We start from the raw sequence: 20,023 nt of genomic DNA on the forward strand, positions 1-20,023 counted from the left end.
CTGTCGTGGTGCCTGTAGGTCTTCTTCTTGGGGGTCACGCATCGGCCGGACCTGTGTCCGCGCAGCCCTTCTCTGCAGCTTCCATGCCATGCACTCCGGCCCGTGTCGCGAGGCCTGTGGAGGGCCCTCATTTCAGAGGGAAAGCGGCATCGCCGGCACCTCGCCCGCAGGTCTTCGCGCACTTTGTCCGCTTCACGACAAACGCTGCACGGCACGTCGCGAAACGCTCGCCGCGAAGTGCTTCGCCGCCGGTTTGTGTTGGTTTTGAAGCGCCATTCGAAGTCTTCGGCGCGCGCGCCGGCCTGTTCCCGGCTGGTACGGCGATTGCAAGAGCATGGCGCATGAACGCCGCCGCCCCCACGTCATCGCCGCCACTGCTGTCACGGCCGCCGCACTACCAGATGCTGGGCGGCGATGCCGGCGTGGCGCGGCTGGTGGAAGCCTTCTACCGCCACATGGACACCCGGCCCGATGCGCGCGGCATTCGCACCATGCACGAGCCGGACCTGTCGTCGACGCGGGCCGTGCTCGTGCTCTACCTGCGCGAATGGCTCGGCGGCCCCAGGGACTACTCGGCAGAGCGCGGCCATCCGCGATTGCGCATGCGGCATGCCGGCTTTGCCATCGGCGAGGCCGAGCGCGATGCCTGGCTGGCCTGCATGCGCGCGGCGCTGATCGAGGTCGGCGCCGACGCAGCACTGCAGGCCGAACTGATGACGGCCTTCTTCAAGACCGCCGACTGGATGCGCAACACCGTCACGCGCGGCGATGCCGCGGCGCCTTCCGTTCCTCACTCCATCACCACCAAGGACTCCCCATGACCGCCACGCTGACCCAGCGCGAGATCGAAGAGACCGCGTTCGCCCGGCTCGAACACGAGGGCCGGCTGCTGAACGCCGTGCTCAAGGCACCCACCAACAAGTTCGGCCGCGTGGGATTTCGCGGCGAACTCGCGCTGCGCTTCTCGCCCAAGCTGGCCGACGAGGCCCGCCCGCCCGAGCTCAGCTGCGACCAGGTCATGGCCATCGCGACCGTCGGCGAAAAGCACCTGCCCTTCTTCGCCGGCTACCTGCTGAGCTTCGAACACCTGAAGGACGTGGCCGAAGTGCTGGGCGACACGCTCAGTGCGGGCGGCAAGTACTTCCTGTTCTGCAACAACATCGACCTGAGCAGGAAGTACCAGGTGCCCTGCAAGGGCGCCATGTTCTACGTGCTGCCGATCGACGAGTCCACGGTCTACAACGAGCTGCTCGACCTGCTGTACCTGGAGAAGAACGAACTCAAGAAGAAGGACACGGCGGGCAAGCTCGACGCCGTGGCCGACGCCGCGATCAAGTTCGACGTCACCTTCGACACCATCACCTACAGCGAAGGGCTGGCGCTGATGGGGCCGGTGCGCAATCCGAACGAGAACCGCCCGGTCTGAGGCCGGCGCGGCTGCGAGTCCGCCATGAGCGCCCGCCTGTCCGTGCCGTCCACGGAGCTCGCCCTGCACGGGCCGTCGAAGGCGCGCGCCGAGGCGGCCAACACCGCCACGCGAATCCCCACGCACGTGGAGCTCGGCGCCTGGCTGCTGCAGCAGGACTTTCCCGGCATCGCGGCGCGCAGCCTGAACGGGGAGACGCCGCTGATGCGCGCCGCCTGGCACGGCGAAGATGCCGTGGTCGAGGCCCTGCTGGCCGACGGCGCCGAGCCGGAGGCGGTGAACGACGAAGGCAACAACGCCCTGTGGTTCGCCTGCCTGCATGGCGCACCGGCGACCATCCTGCGGCTGGCCGATGCCGGTGTCTTGCTCGACCATGCCAACGACGACGGCATCACCTGCCTCATGCAGGCAGCGGCCAGCGGGCGGGTGGAAGTGCTGGAACTGCTGATGGCCTTGGGTGCCACACCTGGCCTCAGCGCGCCGGACGGTCGCAGCGCCTTCGACATGGCCGCCGACCGCGGGCGGGATCTGCTGCGCGCGGCGCGGCGCCTCGGGCACGGATAGGTGCACGCGATGACCGGCCAGCGCACCTTTCGCCGCATCACCGTTGCCGAGCTCGGCCGCTGGCAGGCCCGGCACCCCGATGCCCTGGTGCTCGATGCGCGCGATGCCGCCAGCCACGCGCGCGACGGCTGGCCCGGCGCACTGCGGCTGTCCAGCGACAACCAGGACAGCCTGCTGCTGCGCACCGAGCGCCGCCGCCCGGTGCTGATCTACTGCTACCACGGCCGCGCCAGCCAGACCTGGGCGCAGATGTTCGCGGACTTCGGCTTCACGGAGGTGTGCGACCTCATCGGCGGCCATGCTGCGTGGCTGGCTCGCGAAGGCTTCGACGATCCCAAGTCGAGCGACCTGCATGGCAACACCCCGCCAGCCTCTTGAACCGTCCCCGGAGATTCGTCATGCCCCTCTTCGACTACCGCTGCCCCGCCTGCGGCTTTCGCTTCGAGGCACTGGTCCGCGCCGCCGGGCCCGCGCCCGACTGTCCACACTGCGGCGCCGCGCCCGAGCGCCAGATCAGCGCGCCGGTCGCGCCCGGCCGCAGCCAGGCCATCATCGCTTCGGCACGCCGGCAGGCGGCGCGAGAAGGCCATCTGAGCAACTACTCGAAGGCCGAGCAGGGCCGGCTGCTGCGCTGACGCGTGACACAACGGTCGCCGCGTGAGCAGGCCGCCCGAGCCCGGCGCTCACGAGCGCATCAGGAACAGGCCGGGCTGGCTCTGCCGGTAGACCCGCAGCCACAACAGCGTGGCCGGCACCAGCGACTCGCAGGCGAACCACAGCGCCTCGTCCAGGGCCTCGCCGGAGCGGCGGCGCAGGCGATCGCGCATCGCGTCCCAGCCGGCCCAGTCCAGCTCGGGCATGTCCCGCCGGACCTCCGGCGCGATCCGGGCCAGGCTGTCGGCCAGCGACTTCAGTTGCCGCAGGACCTCGGGACGCGTGAGGCGCGAGCGCATCAGCTCTTCCTGCGCCAGCCCTTCGATCAGGATCGTGACGGCGGTGCCGGCGTGCTCGACGATGGACAGCAGCGCGCTGGTGGCAATGTTCGACGTGGCTTGCATCGGCGATCTCAGGCAGGTTCTTGGGGCGCCGCGGCCGCGAGCAGCCGGGCATTGAGTTCGAGCGCGAATTCGCGCCAGGCCGCCGCGAGGTCGAGCGTGACGGCGCGCAGCATCGCCGCGTCGGGCCGGTGCTCGTGCGGGAAGTTCGAGAGCGCGCACGACGTGCCGTTGAAGTGCAGCGCGGCCTCCATCAGTTCCTTGTTCCAGCCTGCGAAGGGTGCCAGCAGGCGCTCGGTGAACGCATGCCGTCCGCCGCGCTCGAGCGCGCCGGCGCCGGCGGCGAGCATCGGCAGCAGGCCATCCAGCCGGGCCAGGGCCTCGCTGTAGGTCTGGTCCGCGCTGGCCAGGAGCGCGCGCTGGGTGAGCTGCTCGGACTGCTGGCCCGACAGGCGTCGTGTCAGGTGCTGCCGGTAGCGTTCGGGCGCGAGCGCGCGCAGCGTCCGCACGGTGGCGCCGAAGGCCGCCAGCGCGTCGTCGGCAGACCCCGGTGCCATGGCCGAGGCGGGCGGCGCGTGTCGCGCGGCCGGCCCGCCGATCGTGTGCGCGATGCGGTCGGCCGTTTCGAGCGCGCCTTCCATGTGGCCGGCGCCATGCGCGGCGGTCTCGCTGCCGCCGAAGAAGAGGCGGCCGGCCCACTGCGGCTGGCGCAGCAGCGGGTCCGGCTGCGGCGGCGCCGGCGGACCGTCGCGGTCGGCCTCGGCGCAGGTCCAGACCTCTTCGGCCCAGTCCATGAAGTGCTGGTGTCCGTGCTGCGCCTGCGGGCCATAGAGCTGGGCGAGCTGGCTGTCGATCAGCATCGGCAGGCCGCGCTGGAAGTTCCGGCGCTGCGCCGCATCCAGTGCGAGGAAGCCGCCGAGCGCTGCGCCGCCATCGGCGCCCTCGCTGGCGTCATAGACCTGGCCCAGCACGGCCTGCAGGTGCTGCACGAAGGCATTGCCCGAATGGCCGGCATCACGCCAGAAGGAATGCGTGAAGGTGGTGACGGCCTTGGCCTGGGCCGCCATCCAGGTGGGCGTTGCTTCCAGTGCGTCCGACACGCCCGCAGGCAGCGCTGGATCGAAGCGGATCCGCGCCTGCACCAGGCGCGGCGGCAGCGCCAGCACCACGCGGCGGGCGCGCAGCAGGCGGCCCCCGTCCTGCAAGAGCTCGATGAAGGCGCCGCGGTCTCGCACGGCGCGCACCGCCTGCCCCAGCCGAAGGCAGCCCGGCGGCAGCGTGGCCGCGAGCGCGTCGGCGAGTCGCGCCGCGCCGCCGGCGATGCGCCCTGCACCGGCGTGCACACCGCCGGGCCCGTCGTCGCGCCGTTCGGGCTCCCGGTTGGGGTCGGTGAGCCACAGCGAATCACCGGGATCGTGCTGGGCGACGCTGGGCAGCCCCAGTTCATCCAGCAGCGCCGCGATGCGCGGTTCGGTGTCGGGCCAGAACCACGCAGGACCGAGATCCAGCGGCTGGCCGGTCGCTTCGCAGCGCCGCGTCAGCACGCGGCCGCCGATGCGCTCGCGTGCTTCGAAGAGCGCGATGCGCATGCCGCGCGCGTGCAGCGTGCGCGCCAGTGCCAGGCCGCACAGTCCGGCACCGACGATGGCCACGTCGGCCATCAGGGCCTCGACCAACGCCATGGCCCGTCTCCGCTCAGACGAAGGTCAGGAGCTCGACCGTCACCGGCTGGTCGCCCAGCACGGCGCGGCATGCCAGGCGCGACTTGGAGCCGACGCCGACGATGGCATCGAGCCGCTCGTTCTCCTCGCGCTGCACTTTCGACAGGCTCTTGCGGCCTTCGAGCACGAACAGGTGGCAGGCGTCGGTGCACTTCGGGCCGCCGTCGCACTCGTGGTGCAGCACGCCGGCGCGGCGCAGCGCCGCGAGCAGCGTGGTGCCGGTCTCGGCGTCGTAGGTCTTGCCCTCGGGCAGCACGGTCAGGGCAACGGTCGTGGTGGTGGTGGCTTCGCTCATGGTCGCGTCTCGTTGAAGGTCGGGGTGGTTGGGAAGGCAAAGGGAGGTGGGCTCAGGCCGCCAGCGCGGACGGCTGCAGTTCGAGCAGTGCGTCCGCGAAGGCCGGCAGGGTCATGTCGATGCGGCGGATGCCCTGCTCGTCGAGGAAGCGCGCCTCCATGCGGGTGGGCTCATCGGGCAGCACGGCCCAGTGGCGATCGGAGGAACGCTTCATGATCTGGCGCGCGAAGCTGCGCGTGAGCTGGTCGTCGAAGCGGCAGCCCAGGAACAGGAAGCTGCGTCCGCCGCGGTGCGCCTGCACGGCCTGCGGGATCGGCGTCTGGATGTCGATCTCGGTCAGCACCTCGACATAGTCGCTGTCGGAGACGAGGTAGTTGCCCGCGGGCCAGCGGCTGCCGATGGGCTTGTAGAGGATGCGCCCCGCATCCGCCGGCAGCTCGGCCAGCGCTTCGCCGTCGTCGGCATAGACGCCGGTCCATTGGCCGAAGTGCTCGGACTGCGACAGGCCCTGGATCTGCACCCAGTCGCCCTGCGGGCGCGCCTGCGCCAGCGCTTTCCGGAAGGTGTCGTCGTACCAGGTGTCGACCCACAGGCCGGCGCCGCCGGCGGCCAGCGCGAGATGCAGCGCCGACGGCGCGGGCGACTCGGCGAAGGCCTCGTTCATGAGGTTCACGACCGACTTGCGGTGCTTGAAGTTCTCGATGAACTGCGCCGCCTGCGTGAGGCGCTTGCGGATCTTGTGCGGCACGCTGACCTTGGCGGTCATGAGTGAGGCCAGCGTCAGCGCGTCGGCGGGCGGCCTGGCGCCCTCGCACAGCGCGAGCATGCCGGGCCCGAGGTAGGGAACGATGCCGCCGGCTTCGAGCTGGCGGGCGATGTCGCGGAGGTCGGCTGTCATTCGGTGTCCTTCGGGCTTCAGAGGTAGATGGCGGCGCCGGCGCCGACGTTGGTCGCCGTGTCCTTGAGCGTCTTGACGATGTACTTGACCTGGTCGGCGTCGAGCTGCGCATGCAGCGGCAGCGCGAGCGCGCGGTCGCCGATGCGATCGGTGTCGGGCAGCACCCCGCGCTTGCGGCCGATGGCGTCGCTCGTGTTCATGTAGAAGAACTGCTGGTGCAGCGGGTGGCTGTAGGCCGCGGTCTCGACGCCGCAGGCATGCATGTCCTCGATCATCTGGGTGCGCGCGCTGGCGGTGAAGCGCTTGCCCAGGTGCACGACGTAGAGCATCCAGTGCACCTCGTCCACGTCCTCGGCCAGGTAGGGCGGCTTGATGCCCTCGAAGCTCTGCATCTGCTCGTGGTACCAGGCTTCCACCTGCTTGCGCCGGGCCAGGCGCTCGTCCAGGCCCGCCAGCTGCGCGAGACCCAGCGCCGCCGTGAGTTCGCTCATGCCGGCCTGCAGGGGCACGCGCGAGCCCACCGACACCGAGCCGCGGTCGGCGATGCGGCGCTGGCGCAGATAGCGCAGCTCATGCACCAGCGCGTCGTCGTCGGTCACCAGCATGCCGCCTTCGCCGGTGCACAGGGCCGCGGGCTGGGAGAAATCGAACACCGACACGTCGCCGAAACTGCCGACGCTGCGGCCCTGGTAGCGCGAGCCCAGGGCCTCGGTGCTGTCCTCGATGAGCCGGATGCCGTGCGCGTCCGCCAGCGCGCGCAGCGGGCCCCAGGCGGCCGGATGGCCGTTGGTGTTGCCGGCCAGCAGCGCGCGCGTCTTCGGCCCGATCCTCGGTGCGGCCTTCTCGGCCGACAGGCAGCCGCTCCAGTAGTCGATGTCGGCGAAGACCGGCGTGGCGCCGGCCAGGGTGACGGCCTGCGCGATCTGGTGCCAGGTGTGCGCGGCGCAGACCACCTCGTCGCCCGGACCGATGCCCCACGCGCGCAAGGCGATCCACAGGCCCAGCGTTCCGCTGGCCACGCCCACCGCGTGCCGGCGGCCGGCCCAGCCGGCGAAGGCTCGCTCGAAGGATTCGAGCATCGGGCCGTCGCCCCATCGCGCGGCCTGCAGCACGGCGTTGACGAGTTCGATCTCGCGCTCGCCGCATTCGGGTTCGCACAGCGCGATGGCTTCGATGTCCATGGTCGCCTCGCCTATTGCTGCGTGAGGATGAGCGCGGTCGCTTCCCCGGGCTCCGAGGTCACGTGCCAGCAGTGGCCGTTGCTCGTGGCCAGGTAGACGCGGCGCGCGCCCAGCGTCAGCGCCGGTTCTTCATCGCGCATGTCCAGCGCGTCGACCACCACGGTGCGCACCTCGGGATGGCGGGCGCGCCAGAGGGTCACCGCATCGCGCAGCGTGGCTGCGCTGCCGACCACGTCGCTGAGCGTGCCCAGGTGTTCGCTCGTGAGTGCCATGGCGTCGTTGCGTGTTCAGTCCGCGTCGCCGGCAATCCGGCGCGCCTCGACCGTGATCGGCAGGGCCGTGCCCTCGGGCATGGCGGGCAGATCGAGCTGCCAGCCGTTGGCCAGCGTCACCAGGCCGCCCCACATGCCGGGCTGGACCATGGAGACGATGGGTTCCTCCAGGTCCTTCTTGGGTACGTAGGCGCTCAGCGCGCCCTTGCTGTCTTTGCGGATCATCACTTTCATGTCGGCTCCAGGGGACTTGTGAGAAAGAGCGGTGCCAAGAGCGGCGGCAAGGCTGCCAGCAGGTGTTCGATGTCGGCCGCCTGCGTGCCGCGGCCGAGCGACAGGCGCACCGCCGCCAGCGCCTCCTCGGGCGGCACGCCCATGGCGGAGAGCACATGCGAAGGCTCGCTGCCGCCGGAGGAGCACGCCGCGCCGGAAGATGCGGCCACGTCCAGGCGCTCGAGCCTCTGCAGCACGACCTCGGCCGGCAATTGGCCGAAGCGCAGGTAGCTGGTGCCCGGCAGGCGCGGCACGCGCTGCCCCCAGACATGCAGCCCGGGCAACGCCCGGGCCAGGCCCGCTTCGAGCGCATCGCGCAGGCCGGACAGGCGCACCGATTCGGCGGCGATGTCGCCCAGCTCTTCGAGCGCCGCCGCCAGGCCCGCGATGCCGGCCAGGTTCTCGGTGCCGCCGCGCCGGCCGCGCTCCTGGCTGCCCAGCACCTGCGGTGCCAGCGCAACGCCCTGGCGCAGCAGCAGGGCACCGACACCCTTGGGACCGTGCAGCTTGTGCGCCGACAGGGACACGGCGTCGGCGCCCGAATCGGCGAAGCAGAAGGGCTGCTTGCCGATGAACTGGGTCGCGTCCACATGCAGGCGCGCGCCGGCGGCATGCGCGAGCGCCGCGACCCCGGCCACCGGCATGAGCACGCCCGTCTCGTTGTTGGCGGCCATGAGCGAGACCAGGGCCACGTCGGGACCGATCCGCTGTGCGGCGGCGTCGATGTCGAGCGTGCCGTCGGCGCACACCGGCAGGAATTCCACCGGCGTGCCGGCCGAGGCCAGCGCACGGGCGAGCTTCAGGTGGCCCGCGTGCTCGACGCTGCTGAACAGCACCCGCGCACGCCCGGCCGGCGCCGCACCCAGCAGGCCGCGCACCGCGAGGTGATTGGCCTCGGTGGCACCGCTGGTGAAGACGACCTCGGCGGTCTTGCAACCGAGCGCCTTGGCCACGCTGGCACGCGCCGCTGCCAGCACGCGCCGGGCGTCCTGTCCCGGTCCGTGCTGCGACGAGGCGTTGGCCCACACGCTGGTGAGGACCGGCAGCATGGCCGCGACCACCGCGGCCGAGGGCGGCGTGGTGGCGTTGTGGTCGAGGTAGATCATGAGAGGTTCAGCTCAGGGCCAGAACACGCGATCGGCATCGACGCACAGCAGGTCGAGCAGCTCGTCGAGCGGCGCGCCCTCGTGCCGCAGCACCCAGGCGGCGCGCGCGTGATCGCGCGCATGCAGACGCCAGCCATGCGGCCGCGTCGCGCCGGTCCCGCTGCCGGGCGACGAGCAAGGCTGCAGCAGCGCGATGTCGATCACGCCGCCGGCCGGGTCCACGTTGCGCGAGCAGCACGGGCTTTCGATGCGGAAGGCCTCGCCTTCGCGCAGCACCCTCGGCTGCACGTAGCGATAGCGCACGCGCTGGCGCAGCGCGCGCTCCAGCCGCACGCGCGTGACATCGAGCAGCTGCCCGGCTGCCGGCGGCAAGGCCGATGCGCGCAGCGGATCGGTGGCCGGGGTCACGGCGCTTCCTCCAGCGTCTCCGGCAACAGGCCGGCCGGCGCGGGCGCGATCTCTTCCTCGAAGCATCCGACGACCGCACTGCCGAAATCCACCAGGTACACCGGTTCGTTCTGCTCGGTCGCGTGGCCCACGTTGACGATCTCGCCGAGCGCGCCGCGGGCCGCAAGCACCGCGTCGATCGCGCGATCCGGATAGCTGCCGTCGTTGATCAGGTCGTCCAGCGCGATCACGCGCAGCCCCCACCCATAGGCGGCGCTGCGCGGCTCCGCGAAGTGCTTGTTCATGCGCCCTCTCCGTGGGCCTGGGCCTGGCCCTTGCCGAGCTGGCTCAGCGCGGCGGCCTTCTCGCCCAGGCGTTCCAGCACGTCCTCGGGCAGGTTGTCCAGGGTGCAGAGTTCCTTCGCGCGCATGCCCACGCGGTGGCCCGTCGCGACGAAGTCGACGGCGTAGATGTAGAACTGCTGCAGGAAGGTGTTGATGTTCGTGACGTAGCCGATCTCGCCCTTGTTCACCAGCACCTCGCCGATGTCCTTGCCGTTGTAGGTTCCGTCGTTGCGGATCACCGAACGGGCGATGACCCGCTCGCCATAGTGGAAGCGCGGCGGAAAGGCGACCTCGATCACGTCGTCGTCGCGGTTGATGTCAGCCATGGGCGGCTCCTTCGGGGGACTGCTCAGCGCCGCATGCGACCGACAGCGCCGGCAGCCGCCGTTCGTCCGCGGCGCGGCGCACTTCGGGGTCTTCGTCGTGGCGCAGTTGCGCCAGCACGGCGGTGTCGCCGCGCCGGGCCACTTCCCAGCGCACGCGCCAGTCGCTGTCATGGACCATGCGCGCGAGCAGCGGCGCGGGCAGCCGTTCGGCCACGATGCGGCGCACTTCGGGCTCGGCATCCTCGACCATGCCCAGCAGCGCCGGCATCTCCAGGCGCTGCGCGACGCGCATGCGCACCGCGCGGTCGCTGTCGCCCGCCATGGTCGGCAGCACTGCCAGCGGCAGGCGGCGCGCGACCAGCTCGCGCACGCCGTAGTCGGGATCGCCGCGCATCGCCGCGAGCGCCGCAGCTTCCACGCGCTGCGCCACGCGGATGCGGACCTCGCGGTGAGGATCGCCGGCCAGCCGTGCGAGCTGGGCCAGCGGCAGGCGCAGCGCGACCTGCAGGCGCACCGTCTCGTCGGGATCGCGAACCAGCGCCGCGAGGCGGAACACGCTGGCGTGGCGCGCGGCGATGGCGCGGACCTCGAAATAGGGATGGCCCAGCTGCGCATCGCCGAGCTCGGGATGCCAGCGGAAGAAGCGGTCGATGCGGCGCGCATAGGCATCCTGCAGGCACGCATGGCCCGGCTCGCAGCCCGCCTCGCCCGGCTGGTCGCGCAGCGAGCTGTATTCGCAGGCGCCGCAATCCACCGCCCCGCCCTGCCAGTGCAGCGGCGGGATGTCGCCGGCCGGCGCCCGGACGGCGTGGCTGGCGGTGGCGGAGGTGGCCATGGCTGTCATGTGCACGCCCATCAGCGGACCGCAGCGCTCCGGCCTCAGGAGGCCAGCAGGGCCGCAGGCCGGCCGCGCCCGATGGCGCCGATCTCGATCTTCGCCACCCCGGGTGGCGCCTTCGCCGATTCGCCGCTGCTGCTGCAGGCACAGGCCGCCTGGTTGGGGTTGATGAACTGCAGGCCCGACTGGGTCGGCGTGTCCACGAAGTCCATGGTCACGCCGTCGAGCAAGAGGCGGCTTTCGGCGGGCAGGAAGATGCGCAGCCCGTTGATGTCCAGCGTCTCCTCGCCCGGCTGCGGCCCGGCCTCGGCACTGAACGCCGAGTTGTAGCCCGAGCAGCCGCCCGCGCTCACGACCAGGCGCAGGCCGGCGCCGGCGGGAAGTCCGGAAAAGCACAGGATGCGGCGGATGAACTTGTCGGCGGCCGGCGTGATGGTGAGGGCGGGAAGCATGATGGGCGGTCTCCTGGGGTGGGTGGTGAAGTTCAGGCCTTGACGATGCAGCCGTCGACCGGGCACACGGCCACGCATTGCGGCTCGTCGAAGTGGCCTTCGCATTCGGTGCACTTGGCGGGATCGATGATGAAGACGCCGCCCTTCTCGCGGATGGCAACGTTCGGGCACTCGGGCTCGCAGGCGGAGCAGCCGGTGCAGGTGGAGGCGATGATCTTGAGGGACATGGTGGCTCTCCTTGTCGGATGGCGTGGGGGTTTGCGGGGGCGATGGAAGACTCAGGCAGCCGCGGCCGCCTCGGCGCTGCCCGTGAAGGCGCCTTGCCGGATCTGCGCGTCGCCGCGGTCCTGGTGCACCACGGCGCCGCTGGCGATGCGGCCGCGGTAGTCGTTGAACCAGGCGAGCGCGGCCTTCTCGATGAATTCGCCGACGTACTGGTCGACCGGCTCGATGCCGGCCTGCGCGAGTTCATCCTTCGGGCAGGCGCCGATCTTGGCGACCAGCACCGCGTGGCAATCGTTGATGGCGCGCACGACGGACGGCAGCTGCTCGTCGTCGCCGTAGCCGCCCTGGCAGTAGAGGTCGACGCGGCGGTGGCCGACGAACAGCGCCTCGGCCGCGCCGACTTCGAAGATCTGGAACTCGGTGACGTGGCCGAAGTGCTCGTTGACCCGGCCGCCGCCCTTGGTGGCCACGGCCACCAGCACCTTCAGGTCTTCGGCGACGTCGAGGGTCCGGGCCGCGGCCAGCGCTTCCTGCTTGGCGGCATGCTGGGCCTGGCGTTCGTTCTCGACGCGGCTCTGGTATTCGCGGCGGCGGTCGAGGTCGTAGACCACCTCCATCTGCTCGATCTTGTCGAGCGTGAATTCCTCGCTTCGGTCTTCGCCGAGCAGGCCGACCGCGTCGGCGCGGCACTGGCGGCAGTGGCGCATGAGGTTGGCGCCGCCCATGCACGCATCCTGGACCGCCTTGAGCTCCTGTGCCGAGGGGCCGCGCTGGCCGTTCAGCCCGAAGTAGGTGCCATGCTCGGCCTCGCTGATGAGCGGCATGATGTTGTGCAGGAAGGCGCCGCGCTTCTTCACCTCGCGGTTGACCTCGATCAGGTGCTCGTCGTTGATGCCGGGGATCAACACCGAGTTGATCTTCGTGAGCACGCCGCGCGCGGTGAGCATCTCCAGGCCCTTCATCTGCTGCTCGTGCAGGATGCGGGCGGCCTCGTAGCCGGTGACGCGCTTGTGCTCCCAGAAGATCCAGGGATAGATCTTCTCGCCCACCGCGGGGTCCACCATGTTGATGGTGATGGTGACGTGGTCGATGTTGTACTGGCAGATCTCGTCCACCAGGTCCGGCAGCGCCAGGCCGTTGGTCGACAGGCACAGCTTGATGTCGGGGGCCTGCTCCTGCAGCATGCGGAAGGTGTCGAAGGTCTTCTTCGGATTGGCGAGCGAATCGCCGGGGCCGGCGATGCCCAGCACCGTCATCTGCGGAATCTCGCTGGCCACGGCCACCACCTTCTTCACCGCCTGCTCGGGCGTGAGCTTCTGGCTCACGACGCCGGGGCGCGACTCGTTGCTGCAGTCGTATTTGCGGTTGCAGTAGTTGCACTGGATGTTGCACGCGGGCGCGACCGCCACGTGCATGCGCGCGTAGTGGTGATGGGCCTCTTCCGAATAGCAGGGATGGTTCTTCACCTTGTCCCAGATCTCCTGCGGCATGTCGTCGGGACCGCCCGACGAACCGCAACTGGCCTTGCCCTCGCCGCCGTGCGTGCCGCAGCCGCCTCCGGCTTCGGGAATGTCGAGCTTGGCGCCCAGGGGCTTGATCTGGCCGATGCCCACATAGGTCATGGCTGGCATCGAACTGGCGTGCGTACTGGCTTGCATGTGGACCTTTCCTCGCGGCCGGGAGCGGCCGCACCGAGGTCTCAAAGCCAATTCCATGCCATCGCGAAAGTCCTTGAAAATCAATGGCTTGAACGATTTGTCGGGTGTTGGACAGCGCACAGAACGGACAAAGCGAAGCGCCGCTGTCAGGCTTGCGACAAAGCGCACAGCGGCGCCGCGCGCCGCCCTCAGAACTTGCGCACTTCGATGCCGTACTTGCGCAGCGCGTAACCCATCTGCCGCGGCGAGATCTTGAGCAGGCGCGCGGCCTTGGCCTGCACCCAGCCGCAGCGCTCCATGGCCCAGACCAGGCGGTCGTGCTCGCCTTCCGGCTTGCCGTCCGAGGCGTCGTGCTCGGGCGCTTCGCCGGCGGCGCCCACCGCGGCCGGCGCGGCATCCGGCGGCCAGGGCTCGGCCTGCGCAGTCGCCGGTTCCTCGGCCGGCGCGCGCGGCGGAGCGCCCGGCACTTCGGTGATCGGGATGGAGGCCAGCCGGCCGGGCCGCACGGCGTCCTCGCGGTCGATGTGATGCAGCACCTGCGTCAGGCAGCGGTTGCCCTGGCACGGAAAAGCCAGGTCGCTGATGACCTCGTCCTGCGCCATGGTCGCGGTGCGCTCGACGCAGTTCTCGAGCTCGCGCACGTTGCCGGGCCAGTAGCAGCTGCTGAGCACGCGCAGCGCGGCCGGGTTGAAGCGCCGCGTGCTTCCGTTCTCGCGGTTGAAGCGGTCCAGGAAATGCTGCGCCATGGCCGGGATGTCCTCGCGCCGTTCGCGCAGCGGCGGCAGCTGGATGCTGACGACATTGATGCGGTAGTACAGGTCGGCGCGGAACTCGCCGGCCTGCACCATGCGTTCGAGGTTGCGGTTGGTGGCGAGGATCAGCCGCACATCGACCTTGACGGGCGTGCTGCCTCCCACGCGCTCGAACTGGCGCTCCTGCAGCACGCGCAGCAGCTTGGCCTGGAACGAGGCCGAGATGTCGCCGATCTCGTCGAGGAACAGCGTGCCGCCGTGGGCCAGCTCGAAGCGGCCCTTGCGCTGGCTCTGGGCGCCGGTGAAGGAGCCCTTCTCGTGCCCGAACAGCTCGCTCTCCAGCAGCGATTCGGTCAGCGCCGCGCAGTTCACGCAGACGAAGGCCTCGCCCTTGCGCGGCGACAGGCCGTGGATGGCGCGCGCGATGACTTCCTTGCCGGTGCCGCTCTCGCCGCGCAACAGCACGGTGGTGCGTGAAGGCGCGACCTGATGGACCTGCATGAACACCTCCTGCATCGGCGCCGAGACGCCGACCACGTGTTCGATCTGGTGGCTGGTCTTCAGCGCCTTGTGCATGCGGCGCACTTCGTCCTGCATGGCCGCATGGCCTGCGCTGACGCTGCGCTGCAGCAGCAGGGCCTGGCCCATCAGCGTGGCCGCCATCTTCAGCACCCGCAGGTCGTCGGCGAACACCCGGCTCTCGCCGGGATTGAGGCAGTCCACCGCCAGCACCCCGACCGTGCGCCGGTCGGCGCGGATGGGCGTGGCGAGCATCGCCACCGCCGTGCCCGGCGTCTGGTCGGCGCCGCCGGTGCGGTTGAGGAAGAGCGGCTCGGTGTGCACGTCGGGCACCAGCGCCTGCACGCTGCTCGCGAACACCCGCCCCACCACCCCTTCGCCGGGCATGAAAGCGAGCCGCAGCTGTTCGTCGGGCGACAGTCCCACCGCGCACAGGCCGAGCAGGCGGCTGTTGGAGGCATCGGCCAGCACCACGAACGCGCGCCGCCAGTCGAAAGCGTGCAGCAGGTAGTTCAGGGCCTCGCGGAACGTCTTCGCGACATCGAGGGATGTCGCCAGCGTCTTGCCGACTTCATAGACCGCATCCAGCTCGCGTCGTGCCTGTGTCGCTTGTGTATTCACCATGAGGACCCCGCATCTCGTGCGATATCGCCCGGTGCGTCGTCGACATCCGAATCCCTGCACGACGCAACAGACCCTGCGTTTTCGCCGCAAGAAACGTACCCATGGACACCCCGTTACATTGCCGGCGCGCAGGAGTGCGAAACCGGCGCATGGGCCGGATGCCGGTCGCCGCCATGGCCTCGCGGGGACATTCGCGACAAACCTGACACGAGCGCCGTCGCAGAGCCCGCGCAGGGCCGCACAAACGCAACAAACGACGCATGGAATGCCGCTCTCGAGGCCCGCAATGGCGTGGCACCGAAGTTGCAAAAGCAGTGCACCCGCCGCCGGCATCGTTGCCACGGCCACTGTTCATTGCCAGGAGCCTGCCATGCCGGACGCCGTTCGCGACAAAGCCACCTCCCGCCCCGTGTATCTGGACTATGCGGCGACCACGCCGGTGGACCGGCGCGTGGCGACACGCATGATTCCGTATCTCACCGATGTCTACGGCAATCCGGCCAGTCGCTCGCACGCCTACGGATGGGCCGCCGAAGAAGCGGTGGAACTGGCGCGCGAACAGGTCTGCGCGCTGATCAATGCCGATCCGCGCGAGATCGTCTGGACCTCGGGCGCGACCGAATCGAACAACCTCGCGATCAAGGGCGCGGCGCACTTCCATCGCGCCAAGGGACGCCACCTGGTCACGGTGGCGACCGAGCACAAGGCCGTGCTCGACAGCATGCGCGAACTCGAGCGCGAGGGCTTCGAGGTGACCGTGATCCCGGTGCTGCCCAGCGGCCTGGTCGATCACGACGTGTTCAAGGCCGCGCTGCGTCCCGACACGGTGCTGGCCTCCGTGATGTTCGTCAACAACGAGACCGGCGTGGTCCAGGACATCGCCGCGCTCGGCGCCCTGTGCCGCGCGGCGGGCGTCCTGTTCCATGTCGACGCCGCGCAGGCCGCAGGCAAGGTGGACATCGACGTGGAGCAACTGCCGGTGGACCTGATGTCGCTGTCGGCGCACAAGATCTACGGCCCCAAGGGCATCGGTGCGCTCTACGTGCGGCGCAGGCCGCGCATCCGCATCGACGCCCAGATGCACGGCGGCGGCCACGAGCGCGGCATGCGCTCCGGCACGCTCGCCACGCACCAGATCGTCGGCATGGGCGAGGCCTTCTGGCTGGCGCGCGAGAACATGGCCAAGGACAACGCGCGCATCCTGGCGCTGCGCGAGCGCCTGTGGGCCGGCCTCACGAAGATAGAAGCCGTGGAGCTCAACGGCGACGCGCAGCGCCGCGCACCCGGCTACCTCAACGCGAGCTTCAACTACGTCGAGGGCGAATCGCTGCTGATGGGCATCAAGAACGTCGCGGTGTCCTCCGGCTCGGCCTGCACCTCGGCCAGCCTGGAACCCAGCTACGTGTTGCGCGCCATGGGCCGCAGCGATGAACTCGCCCACAGCTCGGTGCGCTTCTCGATCGGCCGCTTCACCACCGAGGCCGACATCGACTTCACGATCGCGCAGGTCACCGAGGTGGTGGCCCGCCTGCGCGCCATGAGCCCGCTGTGGGACATGGTGCAGGCCGGCGTCGACCTCTCGTCCATCCAGTGGGCGGAGCACTGAGTTCACTTCTTCCTCCATTCCCCGAGAAACGGAGCCGCTTCCATGGCATACAGCACCCAGGTCATCGACCACTACGAGAACCCGCGCAATGTCGGCGCCTTCGATGCCTCCGACGACAACGTCGGCACGGGCATGGTCGGCGCGCCGGCCTGCGGCGACGTGATGCGCCTGCAGATCCGCGTCAATGCGGAGGGCGTGATCGAGGACGCGAAATTCAAGACCTACGGCTGCGGCTCGGCGATCGCGTCGAGCTCTCTCGTGACCGAATGGGTCCGGGGCCGCACGCTGGACGAGGCGCTCTCCATCAAGAACGCGCAGATCGCCGAGGAGCTCGCCCTTCCGCCGGTGAAGATCCACTGCTCCATCCTGGCCGAGGACGCGATCAAGGCGGCCGTGGCCGACTTCCGCTCACGGCACGCCACACAGGCGGCAGCCCCTGCCGACAAGACCGGCGACACGCTCGGCGAGCAGCCGGTCTGCGCGTCGGACGCCCGTTGACGCGCAGCACGCCCTTCCCCTCATCCGCTCGCAAGAAAGAAGGTCATCCGATGCAAGCAACCGAGACAACTCCGGCCGCGGCCGCCGCGCCGGGCGTCATGCCCGCCCTGCTGGAGTTCACATCCCGCGCCGCCGCCAAGGTGGCCTCCCTGATCGAGGAAGAAGGCAACCCGGCGCTGAAGCTGCGGCTGTACGTCACCGGCGGCGGCTGCTCGGGCTTCCAGTACGGCTTCGCCTTCGACGACCAGGTCGCCGAGGACGACTCCACGGTCGTGACCGAAGGCGTGGCGCTGGTGGTCGATGCGATGAGCCAGCAATACCTGCTGGGTGCGCGCGTCGACTTCGAGGACGGGCTCGAAGGCTCGCGCTTCGTGATCCACAACCCCAATGCGCAGAGCACCTGCGGCTGCGGCAGTTCCTTCTCCGTCTGAAAGGCCGCGCCATGTCCGTGTCACTGACACCCGCCGCCGCACGCCACGTGGAGAAGTCCCTCGCCAAACGCGGCAGCGGCCTGGGCCTGCGCCTGGCGGTCAAGACCAGCGGCTGCTCCGGCTTCGCCTATGCGCTGGAATTCGTCGACGCGATGAACGACGACGACCAGTGCTTCGAGACCCACGGCGTGAAGATCGTGGTCGACCCGCGCAGCCTCGGCATGCTCGACGGCACCCAACTCGACTTCGTGCGCGAAGGCCTCAACGAGGGCTTCAAGTTCAACAACCCGAACGCCCGCGCCGAATGCGGCTGCGGCGAAAGCTTCGCGGTCTGAGTCAGGCCGCGGCGTCCAAGGAGGTCCACCCATGGCATTGATGCAGATCGCCGAGCCCGGCCAGAGCGCGGCACCGCACCAGCACCGGCTGGCGGCCGGCATCGACCTGGGCACCACCAATTCACTCGTCGCCACGGTGCAGAGCGCCGTGGCACGCGCACTGCCCGATGAGGGCGGTGCGCCGCTGCTGCCTTCGGTCGTGCGCTATCAGGCCGACGGCGGCTCGACGGTGGGCCACGCGGCGCAGGCGCTGCAGGCCGAGGACCCGCACAACACCATCGTCTCGGTCAAGCGCTTCATGGGCCGGCGCCTGGCCGACCTGCGCGAAGCCGGGGCCCTGCCCTACCGCTTCGTCGACAAGCCCGGCATGGTGAGCCTGGACACCGTCGCCGGCGAACGCTCGCCGGTGCAGGTGTCGGCCGAGATCCTCGCGGCGCTGCGCACGCGGGCCGAAGCCACGCTCGGCGGCCCGCTGTCGGGCGTGGTGATCACCGTGCCGGCCTATTTCGACGACGCGCAGCGCCAGGCCACCAAGGATGCGGCGCGGCTCGCGGGGCTCACGGTGCTGCGCCTGCTCAACGAACCCACGGCCGCCGCCATCGCCTACGGGCTGGACAAGGCGGCCGAAGGCATCTTTGCGGTCTACGACCTCGGAGGCGGCACCTTCGACATCTCGATCCTCCAGCTCAGCAAGGGGGTGTTCGAGGTGCTGGCCACGGGCGGCGATTCGGCACTCGGCGGCGACGACTTCGACCGCGCCATCGCCGAATGGTTCTGCGAACGGCATGCGCTCGGCGGCCTGTCGGCGCTGGATGCGGGCGCGCAGCGGCGCCTGCTCACGGCGGCCAGGGCCGCCAAGGAAGCGCTGTCGCAGGACGAGGCGACCACGCTGCAATTGACACGCGACGCGACGACACCGGCGGCGCTGGGCGCGACCCTCACGCGCGCGCAGTTCGCCTCGCTCGGCGCCGCGCTGATCGCACGCACGATCGCGGCCACCCGCCGCGCGCTGCGCGATGCCCGGCTCACGCCGGCCGACATCACAGGCGCCGTGCTGGTGGGCGGCTCCACGCGCATGCCGCTCGCGCGCGACGCGGTGCGCGAGTTCTTCGGTCGCGAGCCGCTGTCGGACATCGACCCCGACCAGGTGGTCGCGCTCGGCGCCGCCATGCAGGCCAACATCCTGGCCGGCAATGGCGGCACTGACGGTGAAGACGGCTGGCTGTTGCTGGACGTCTGCCCCCTGTCCCTGGGCCTCGAGACCATGGGCGGGCTGGTCGAGAAGATCATTCCGCGCAACTCCACGCTGCCGATCGCGCGGGCGCAGGACTTCACCACCTTCAAGGACGGCCAGACCGCGATGTCGCTGCACGTGCTGCAGGGCGAGCGCGAGTCGGTGGCCGACTGCCGCTCGCTGGCGCGCTTCGAACTGCGCGGCATTCCGCCCGCCGTCGCCGGCGCGGCGCGCATCCGCGTGAGCTTCCAGGTCGATGCCGACGGTTTGCTGTCGGTGACCGCGCGCGAAGAGACCACCGGCGTGGAAGCGCATGTCGAGGTCAAGCCGACCTACGGCCTTGCGGACGAAGAGATCGCCTCGATGCTGCAAAGCGCGATCGGCTCGTCCAGAGCCGACATGCAGCTGCGCACCTGGCGCGAGGCGCAGATCGATGCGCGGCGCCTGCTCGACGCCACCGAGAGCGCGCTGGCACAGGACGCGGGTCTGCTCTCGCCGGCCGAGCTCGGCGATGTCCGCAAGGCGATGTTCGCAGTGGCCGATGGGCTGGAGACCGAAGCCGACGCCGACGCGCTGCAAGCCGCGATGCGCGCGCTGGCCGCGGCCACCGAGGAATTCGCCGCGCGGCGAATGAACGCGTCGATCCGCCGTGCCCTGGCCGGGCGTGTGCTCGACAGCCTGGTCTGAACAGGCGCCTGCCCATGCCGAGCGTTCGCGTCCTGCCTCATCCGGATCTGTGTCCCGAAGGACGCGAGATCGAACTGCCGCGCGGCGCCCGCCTGTGCGAGAGCCTTCTGGCGGCCGGCATCGCCATCGAGCATGCCTGTGAGATGGTCGCGGCCTGCGCGACCTGTCATGTGCATGTGCGCGAAGGCGGCCATTCGCTGGCCGCGCCCGACGACGAAGAGAGCGACCAGCTCGACAACGCCTGGGGCCTGGACGCGCAATCGCGGCTGGCCTGCTGCGTGAAGCTGCGCGACGCCGACCTCACGCTCGAACTGCCGCGCCACACGCGCAATCACGCGCGCGAACACTGAGCCTCCGGCTCACTCTTCCTTCACCA

Annotated in this window: 27 protein-coding genes; 11 read left to right on the forward strand and 16 right to left on the reverse strand. The window is 70.2% G+C overall.

Features of this window, described 5'->3' with window-relative positions; all coding sequences use genetic code 11:
• The first annotated feature begins 341 nt into the window (after nt 1-341).
• From VAR608DRAFT_RS06180 to VAR608DRAFT_RS06200, 5 genes are read left to right on the forward strand one after another with little or no spacing between them, the layout of a single operon-like run.
• Nucleotides 342-821: a group II truncated hemoglobin gene (locus VAR608DRAFT_RS06180; RefSeq protein WP_088953254.1), complete on the forward strand. Its 480-nt coding sequence runs from the start codon at nt 342-344 to the stop codon at nt 819-821.
• Nucleotides 818-1,426, forward strand: coding sequence for a hypothetical protein (locus VAR608DRAFT_RS06185; protein WP_088953255.1), 609 nt, complete (start codon nt 818-820; stop codon nt 1,424-1,426). The genes VAR608DRAFT_RS06180 and VAR608DRAFT_RS06185 overlap by 4 nt, the downstream gene beginning before the upstream one ends.
• A 24-nt stretch (nt 1,427-1,450) precedes the next feature.
• Nucleotides 1,451-1,990, forward strand: coding sequence for an ankyrin repeat domain-containing protein (locus VAR608DRAFT_RS06190; protein ID WP_088953256.1), 540 nt, complete (start codon nt 1,451-1,453; stop codon nt 1,988-1,990).
• Nucleotides 1,991-1,999: 9 nt separating this feature from the next.
• On the forward strand, nt 2,000-2,368 hold the full coding sequence (locus VAR608DRAFT_RS06195; protein ID WP_088953257.1) for a thiosulfate sulfurtransferase GlpE: 369 nt from the start codon (nt 2,000-2,002) through the stop codon (nt 2,366-2,368).
• A gap of 20 nt (nt 2,369-2,388) precedes the next feature.
• Complete coding sequence (locus VAR608DRAFT_RS06200; protein WP_088953258.1) at nt 2,389-2,625, forward strand: FmdB family zinc ribbon protein; 237 nt, start codon at nt 2,389-2,391, stop codon at nt 2,623-2,625.
• A gap of 48 nt (nt 2,626-2,673) precedes the next feature.
• On the opposite strand, the gene VAR608DRAFT_RS06205 is transcribed toward VAR608DRAFT_RS06200, so the two are convergent.
• The 16 genes from VAR608DRAFT_RS06205 to nifA form a co-directional block, all read right to left on the reverse strand.
• A complete protein-coding gene (locus VAR608DRAFT_RS06205) occupies nt 2,674-3,048 on the reverse strand; it encodes a hypothetical protein (protein WP_088953259.1) in 375 nt (124 codons plus the stop codon).
• Nucleotides 3,049-3,056: 8 nt separating this feature from the next.
• On the reverse strand, nt 3,057-4,667 hold the full coding sequence (locus tag VAR608DRAFT_RS06210) for a flavin monoamine oxidase family protein (protein ID WP_197700482.1): 1,611 nt from the start codon (nt 4,665-4,667) through the stop codon (nt 3,057-3,059).
• 13 nt (nt 4,668-4,680) lie between these two features.
• Nucleotides 4,681-5,001 (reverse strand): 2Fe-2S iron-sulfur cluster-binding protein, encoded by a 321-nt coding sequence (locus VAR608DRAFT_RS06215; protein ID WP_088953260.1) that lies wholly within the window; start codon nt 4,999-5,001, stop codon nt 4,681-4,683.
• Between the two features lie 52 nt (nt 5,002-5,053).
• The gene (locus VAR608DRAFT_RS06220) at nt 5,054-5,899 is read right to left on the reverse strand and encodes an SIR2 family NAD-dependent protein deacylase (protein ID WP_088953261.1); all 846 of its coding nucleotides are present in this window, start codon (nt 5,897-5,899) and stop codon (nt 5,054-5,056) included.
• A gap of 17 nt (nt 5,900-5,916) precedes the next feature.
• Nucleotides 5,917-7,080 carry a DegT/DnrJ/EryC1/StrS family aminotransferase gene (locus tag VAR608DRAFT_RS06225; protein WP_088953262.1) on the reverse strand — a complete coding sequence of 388 codons (1,164 nt, stop codon included), beginning with the start codon at nt 7,078-7,080 and terminating at the stop codon, nt 5,917-5,919.
• Between the two features lie 11 nt (nt 7,081-7,091).
• Nucleotides 7,092-7,352, reverse strand: coding sequence for a hypothetical protein (locus VAR608DRAFT_RS06230; RefSeq protein ID WP_088953263.1), 261 nt, complete (start codon nt 7,350-7,352; stop codon nt 7,092-7,094).
• A gap of 15 nt (nt 7,353-7,367) precedes the next feature.
• Nucleotides 7,368-7,586: a putative nitrogen fixation protein NifT gene (gene nifT / locus VAR608DRAFT_RS06235; RefSeq protein ID WP_088953264.1), complete on the reverse strand. Its 219-nt coding sequence runs from the start codon at nt 7,584-7,586 to the stop codon at nt 7,368-7,370.
• Nucleotides 7,583-8,731: a cysteine desulfurase family protein gene (locus tag VAR608DRAFT_RS06240; RefSeq protein ID WP_088953265.1), complete on the reverse strand. Its 1,149-nt coding sequence runs from the start codon at nt 8,729-8,731 to the stop codon at nt 7,583-7,585. Before VAR608DRAFT_RS06240 ends, nifT begins: the two co-directional genes overlap by 4 nt.
• A gap of 12 nt (nt 8,732-8,743) precedes the next feature.
• Entirely contained in the window at nt 8,744-9,139 is a 396-nt protein-coding gene (locus VAR608DRAFT_RS06245; RefSeq protein ID WP_231973279.1) for a DUF3024 domain-containing protein, read from the reverse strand.
• On the reverse strand, nt 9,136-9,423 hold the full coding sequence (locus VAR608DRAFT_RS06250) for a nitrogen fixation protein NifZ (protein WP_088953266.1): 288 nt from the start codon (nt 9,421-9,423) through the stop codon (nt 9,136-9,138). Before VAR608DRAFT_RS06250 ends, VAR608DRAFT_RS06245 begins: the two co-directional genes overlap by 4 nt.
• Complete coding sequence (locus VAR608DRAFT_RS06255) at nt 9,420-9,788, reverse strand: nitrogen fixation protein NifZ (protein WP_088953267.1); 369 nt, start codon at nt 9,786-9,788, stop codon at nt 9,420-9,422. The genes VAR608DRAFT_RS06250 and VAR608DRAFT_RS06255 overlap by 4 nt, the downstream gene beginning before the upstream one ends.
• The gene (locus VAR608DRAFT_RS06260; RefSeq protein ID WP_088958647.1) at nt 9,781-10,623 is read right to left on the reverse strand and encodes a 4Fe4S-binding leucine-rich repeat protein; all 843 of its coding nucleotides are present in this window, start codon (nt 10,621-10,623) and stop codon (nt 9,781-9,783) included. Before VAR608DRAFT_RS06260 ends, VAR608DRAFT_RS06255 begins: the two co-directional genes overlap by 8 nt.
• Before the next feature lie 44 nt (nt 10,624-10,667).
• On the reverse strand, nt 10,668-11,078 hold the full coding sequence (locus VAR608DRAFT_RS06265) for a HesB/IscA family protein (RefSeq protein ID WP_088953268.1): 411 nt from the start codon (nt 11,076-11,078) through the stop codon (nt 10,668-10,670).
• Nucleotides 11,079-11,110: 32 nt separating this feature from the next.
• Entirely contained in the window at nt 11,111-11,305 is a 195-nt protein-coding gene (locus VAR608DRAFT_RS06270; protein WP_088953269.1) for a 4Fe-4S binding protein, read from the reverse strand.
• 51 nt (nt 11,306-11,356) lie between these two features.
• The gene (gene nifB / locus VAR608DRAFT_RS06275) at nt 11,357-12,961 is read right to left on the reverse strand and encodes a nitrogenase cofactor biosynthesis protein NifB (RefSeq protein ID WP_088953270.1); all 1,605 of its coding nucleotides are present in this window, start codon (nt 12,959-12,961) and stop codon (nt 11,357-11,359) included.
• A gap of 188 nt (nt 12,962-13,149) precedes the next feature.
• Nucleotides 13,150-14,856: a nif-specific transcriptional activator NifA gene (gene nifA, locus VAR608DRAFT_RS06280; RefSeq protein WP_088953271.1), complete on the reverse strand. Its 1,707-nt coding sequence runs from the start codon at nt 14,854-14,856 to the stop codon at nt 13,150-13,152.
• A 370-nt stretch (nt 14,857-15,226) separates the two neighbouring features.
• Here nifA and VAR608DRAFT_RS06285 point away from each other — a divergent pair, with 370 nt between their 5' ends.
• From VAR608DRAFT_RS06285 to VAR608DRAFT_RS06310, 6 genes are read left to right on the forward strand one after another with little or no spacing between them, the layout of a single operon-like run.
• Complete coding sequence (locus VAR608DRAFT_RS06285; RefSeq protein WP_088953272.1) at nt 15,227-16,462, forward strand: IscS subfamily cysteine desulfurase; 1,236 nt, start codon at nt 15,227-15,229, stop codon at nt 16,460-16,462.
• A gap of 42 nt (nt 16,463-16,504) precedes the next feature.
• Nucleotides 16,505-16,960 (forward strand): Fe-S cluster assembly scaffold IscU, encoded by a 456-nt coding sequence (gene iscU, locus VAR608DRAFT_RS06290; RefSeq protein ID WP_088953273.1) that lies wholly within the window; start codon nt 16,505-16,507, stop codon nt 16,958-16,960.
• Between the two features lie 50 nt (nt 16,961-17,010).
• Nucleotides 17,011-17,391, forward strand: coding sequence for an iron-sulfur cluster insertion protein ErpA (gene erpA, locus VAR608DRAFT_RS06295; RefSeq protein WP_088953274.1), 381 nt, complete (start codon nt 17,011-17,013; stop codon nt 17,389-17,391).
• An 11-nt stretch (nt 17,392-17,402) separates the two neighbouring features.
• Entirely contained in the window at nt 17,403-17,726 is a 324-nt protein-coding gene (iscA, locus tag VAR608DRAFT_RS06300; RefSeq protein WP_088953275.1) for an iron-sulfur cluster assembly protein IscA, read from the forward strand.
• Nucleotides 17,727-17,757: 31 nt separating this feature from the next.
• On the forward strand, nt 17,758-19,647 hold the full coding sequence (gene hscA / locus VAR608DRAFT_RS06305; RefSeq protein WP_088953276.1) for a Fe-S protein assembly chaperone HscA: 1,890 nt from the start codon (nt 17,758-17,760) through the stop codon (nt 19,645-19,647).
• A 14-nt stretch (nt 19,648-19,661) separates the two neighbouring features.
• Nucleotides 19,662-19,997: a 2Fe-2S iron-sulfur cluster-binding protein gene (locus VAR608DRAFT_RS06310; protein WP_088953277.1), complete on the forward strand. Its 336-nt coding sequence runs from the start codon at nt 19,662-19,664 to the stop codon at nt 19,995-19,997.
• The last annotated feature ends 26 nt before the right edge of the window (nt 19,998-20,023 follow it).

The organism is Variovorax sp. HW608 (genome assembly GCF_900090195.1).
Lineage (GTDB): Bacteria > Pseudomonadota > Gammaproteobacteria > Burkholderiales > Burkholderiaceae_C > Variovorax.

What these genes read in the sequence shown, in the direction of transcription:
- VAR608DRAFT_RS06220 (WP_088953261.1), bottom strand. Translation starts at nt 5,899, where the DNA reads ATGACAGCCGACCTCCGCGACATCGCCCGCCAGCTCGAAGCCGGCGGC.
- VAR608DRAFT_RS06180 (WP_088953254.1), top strand. Translation starts at nt 342, where the DNA reads ATGAACGCCGCCGCCCCCACGTCATCGCCGCCACTGCTGTCACGGCCG.
- VAR608DRAFT_RS06190 (WP_088953256.1), top strand. Translation starts at nt 1,451, where the DNA reads ATGAGCGCCCGCCTGTCCGTGCCGTCCACGGAGCTCGCCCTGCACGGG.
- VAR608DRAFT_RS06310 (WP_088953277.1), top strand. Translation starts at nt 19,662, where the DNA reads ATGCCGAGCGTTCGCGTCCTGCCTCATCCGGATCTGTGTCCCGAAGGA.
- VAR608DRAFT_RS06195 (WP_088953257.1), top strand. Translation starts at nt 2,000, where the DNA reads ATGACCGGCCAGCGCACCTTTCGCCGCATCACCGTTGCCGAGCTCGGC.
- VAR608DRAFT_RS06230 (WP_088953263.1), bottom strand. Translation starts at nt 7,352, where the DNA reads ATGGCACTCACGAGCGAACACCTGGGCACGCTCAGCGACGTGGTCGGC.
- VAR608DRAFT_RS06215 (WP_088953260.1), bottom strand. Translation starts at nt 5,001, where the DNA reads ATGAGCGAAGCCACCACCACCACGACCGTTGCCCTGACCGTGCTGCCC.
- VAR608DRAFT_RS06210 (WP_197700482.1), bottom strand. Translation starts at nt 4,667, where the DNA reads ATGGCGTTGGTCGAGGCCCTGATGGCCGACGTGGCCATCGTCGGTGCC.
- VAR608DRAFT_RS06255 (WP_088953267.1), bottom strand. Translation starts at nt 9,788, where the DNA reads ATGGCTGACATCAACCGCGACGACGACGTGATCGAGGTCGCCTTTCCG.
- VAR608DRAFT_RS06265 (WP_088953268.1), bottom strand. Translation starts at nt 11,078, where the DNA reads ATGCTTCCCGCCCTCACCATCACGCCGGCCGCCGACAAGTTCATCCGC.
- hscA (WP_088953276.1), top strand. Translation starts at nt 17,758, where the DNA reads ATGGCATTGATGCAGATCGCCGAGCCCGGCCAGAGCGCGGCACCGCAC.
- VAR608DRAFT_RS06250 (WP_088953266.1), bottom strand. Translation starts at nt 9,423, where the DNA reads ATGAACAAGCACTTCGCGGAGCCGCGCAGCGCCGCCTATGGGTGGGGG.
- nifA (WP_088953271.1), bottom strand. Translation starts at nt 14,856, where the DNA reads ATGGTGAATACACAAGCGACACAGGCACGACGCGAGCTGGATGCGGTC.
- nifT (WP_088953264.1), bottom strand. Translation starts at nt 7,586, where the DNA reads ATGAAAGTGATGATCCGCAAAGACAGCAAGGGCGCGCTGAGCGCCTAC.
- VAR608DRAFT_RS06260 (WP_088958647.1), bottom strand. Translation starts at nt 10,623, where the DNA reads ATGGCCACCTCCGCCACCGCCAGCCACGCCGTCCGGGCGCCGGCCGGC.
- VAR608DRAFT_RS06200 (WP_088953258.1), top strand. Translation starts at nt 2,389, where the DNA reads ATGCCCCTCTTCGACTACCGCTGCCCCGCCTGCGGCTTTCGCTTCGAG.
- VAR608DRAFT_RS06270 (WP_088953269.1), bottom strand. Translation starts at nt 11,305, where the DNA reads ATGTCCCTCAAGATCATCGCCTCCACCTGCACCGGCTGCTCCGCCTGC.
- VAR608DRAFT_RS06185 (WP_088953255.1), top strand. Translation starts at nt 818, where the DNA reads ATGACCGCCACGCTGACCCAGCGCGAGATCGAAGAGACCGCGTTCGCC.
- iscA (WP_088953275.1), top strand. Translation starts at nt 17,403, where the DNA reads ATGTCCGTGTCACTGACACCCGCCGCCGCACGCCACGTGGAGAAGTCC.
- iscU (WP_088953273.1), top strand. Translation starts at nt 16,505, where the DNA reads ATGGCATACAGCACCCAGGTCATCGACCACTACGAGAACCCGCGCAAT.
- VAR608DRAFT_RS06225 (WP_088953262.1), bottom strand. Translation starts at nt 7,080, where the DNA reads ATGGACATCGAAGCCATCGCGCTGTGCGAACCCGAATGCGGCGAGCGC.
- VAR608DRAFT_RS06205 (WP_088953259.1), bottom strand. Translation starts at nt 3,048, where the DNA reads ATGCAAGCCACGTCGAACATTGCCACCAGCGCGCTGCTGTCCATCGTC.
- nifB (WP_088953270.1), bottom strand. Translation starts at nt 12,961, where the DNA reads ATGCAAGCCAGTACGCACGCCAGTTCGATGCCAGCCATGACCTATGTG.
- VAR608DRAFT_RS06240 (WP_088953265.1), bottom strand. Translation starts at nt 8,731, where the DNA reads ATGATCTACCTCGACCACAACGCCACCACGCCGCCCTCGGCCGCGGTG.
- VAR608DRAFT_RS06285 (WP_088953272.1), top strand. Translation starts at nt 15,227, where the DNA reads ATGCCGGACGCCGTTCGCGACAAAGCCACCTCCCGCCCCGTGTATCTG.
- erpA (WP_088953274.1), top strand. Translation starts at nt 17,011, where the DNA reads ATGCAAGCAACCGAGACAACTCCGGCCGCGGCCGCCGCGCCGGGCGTC.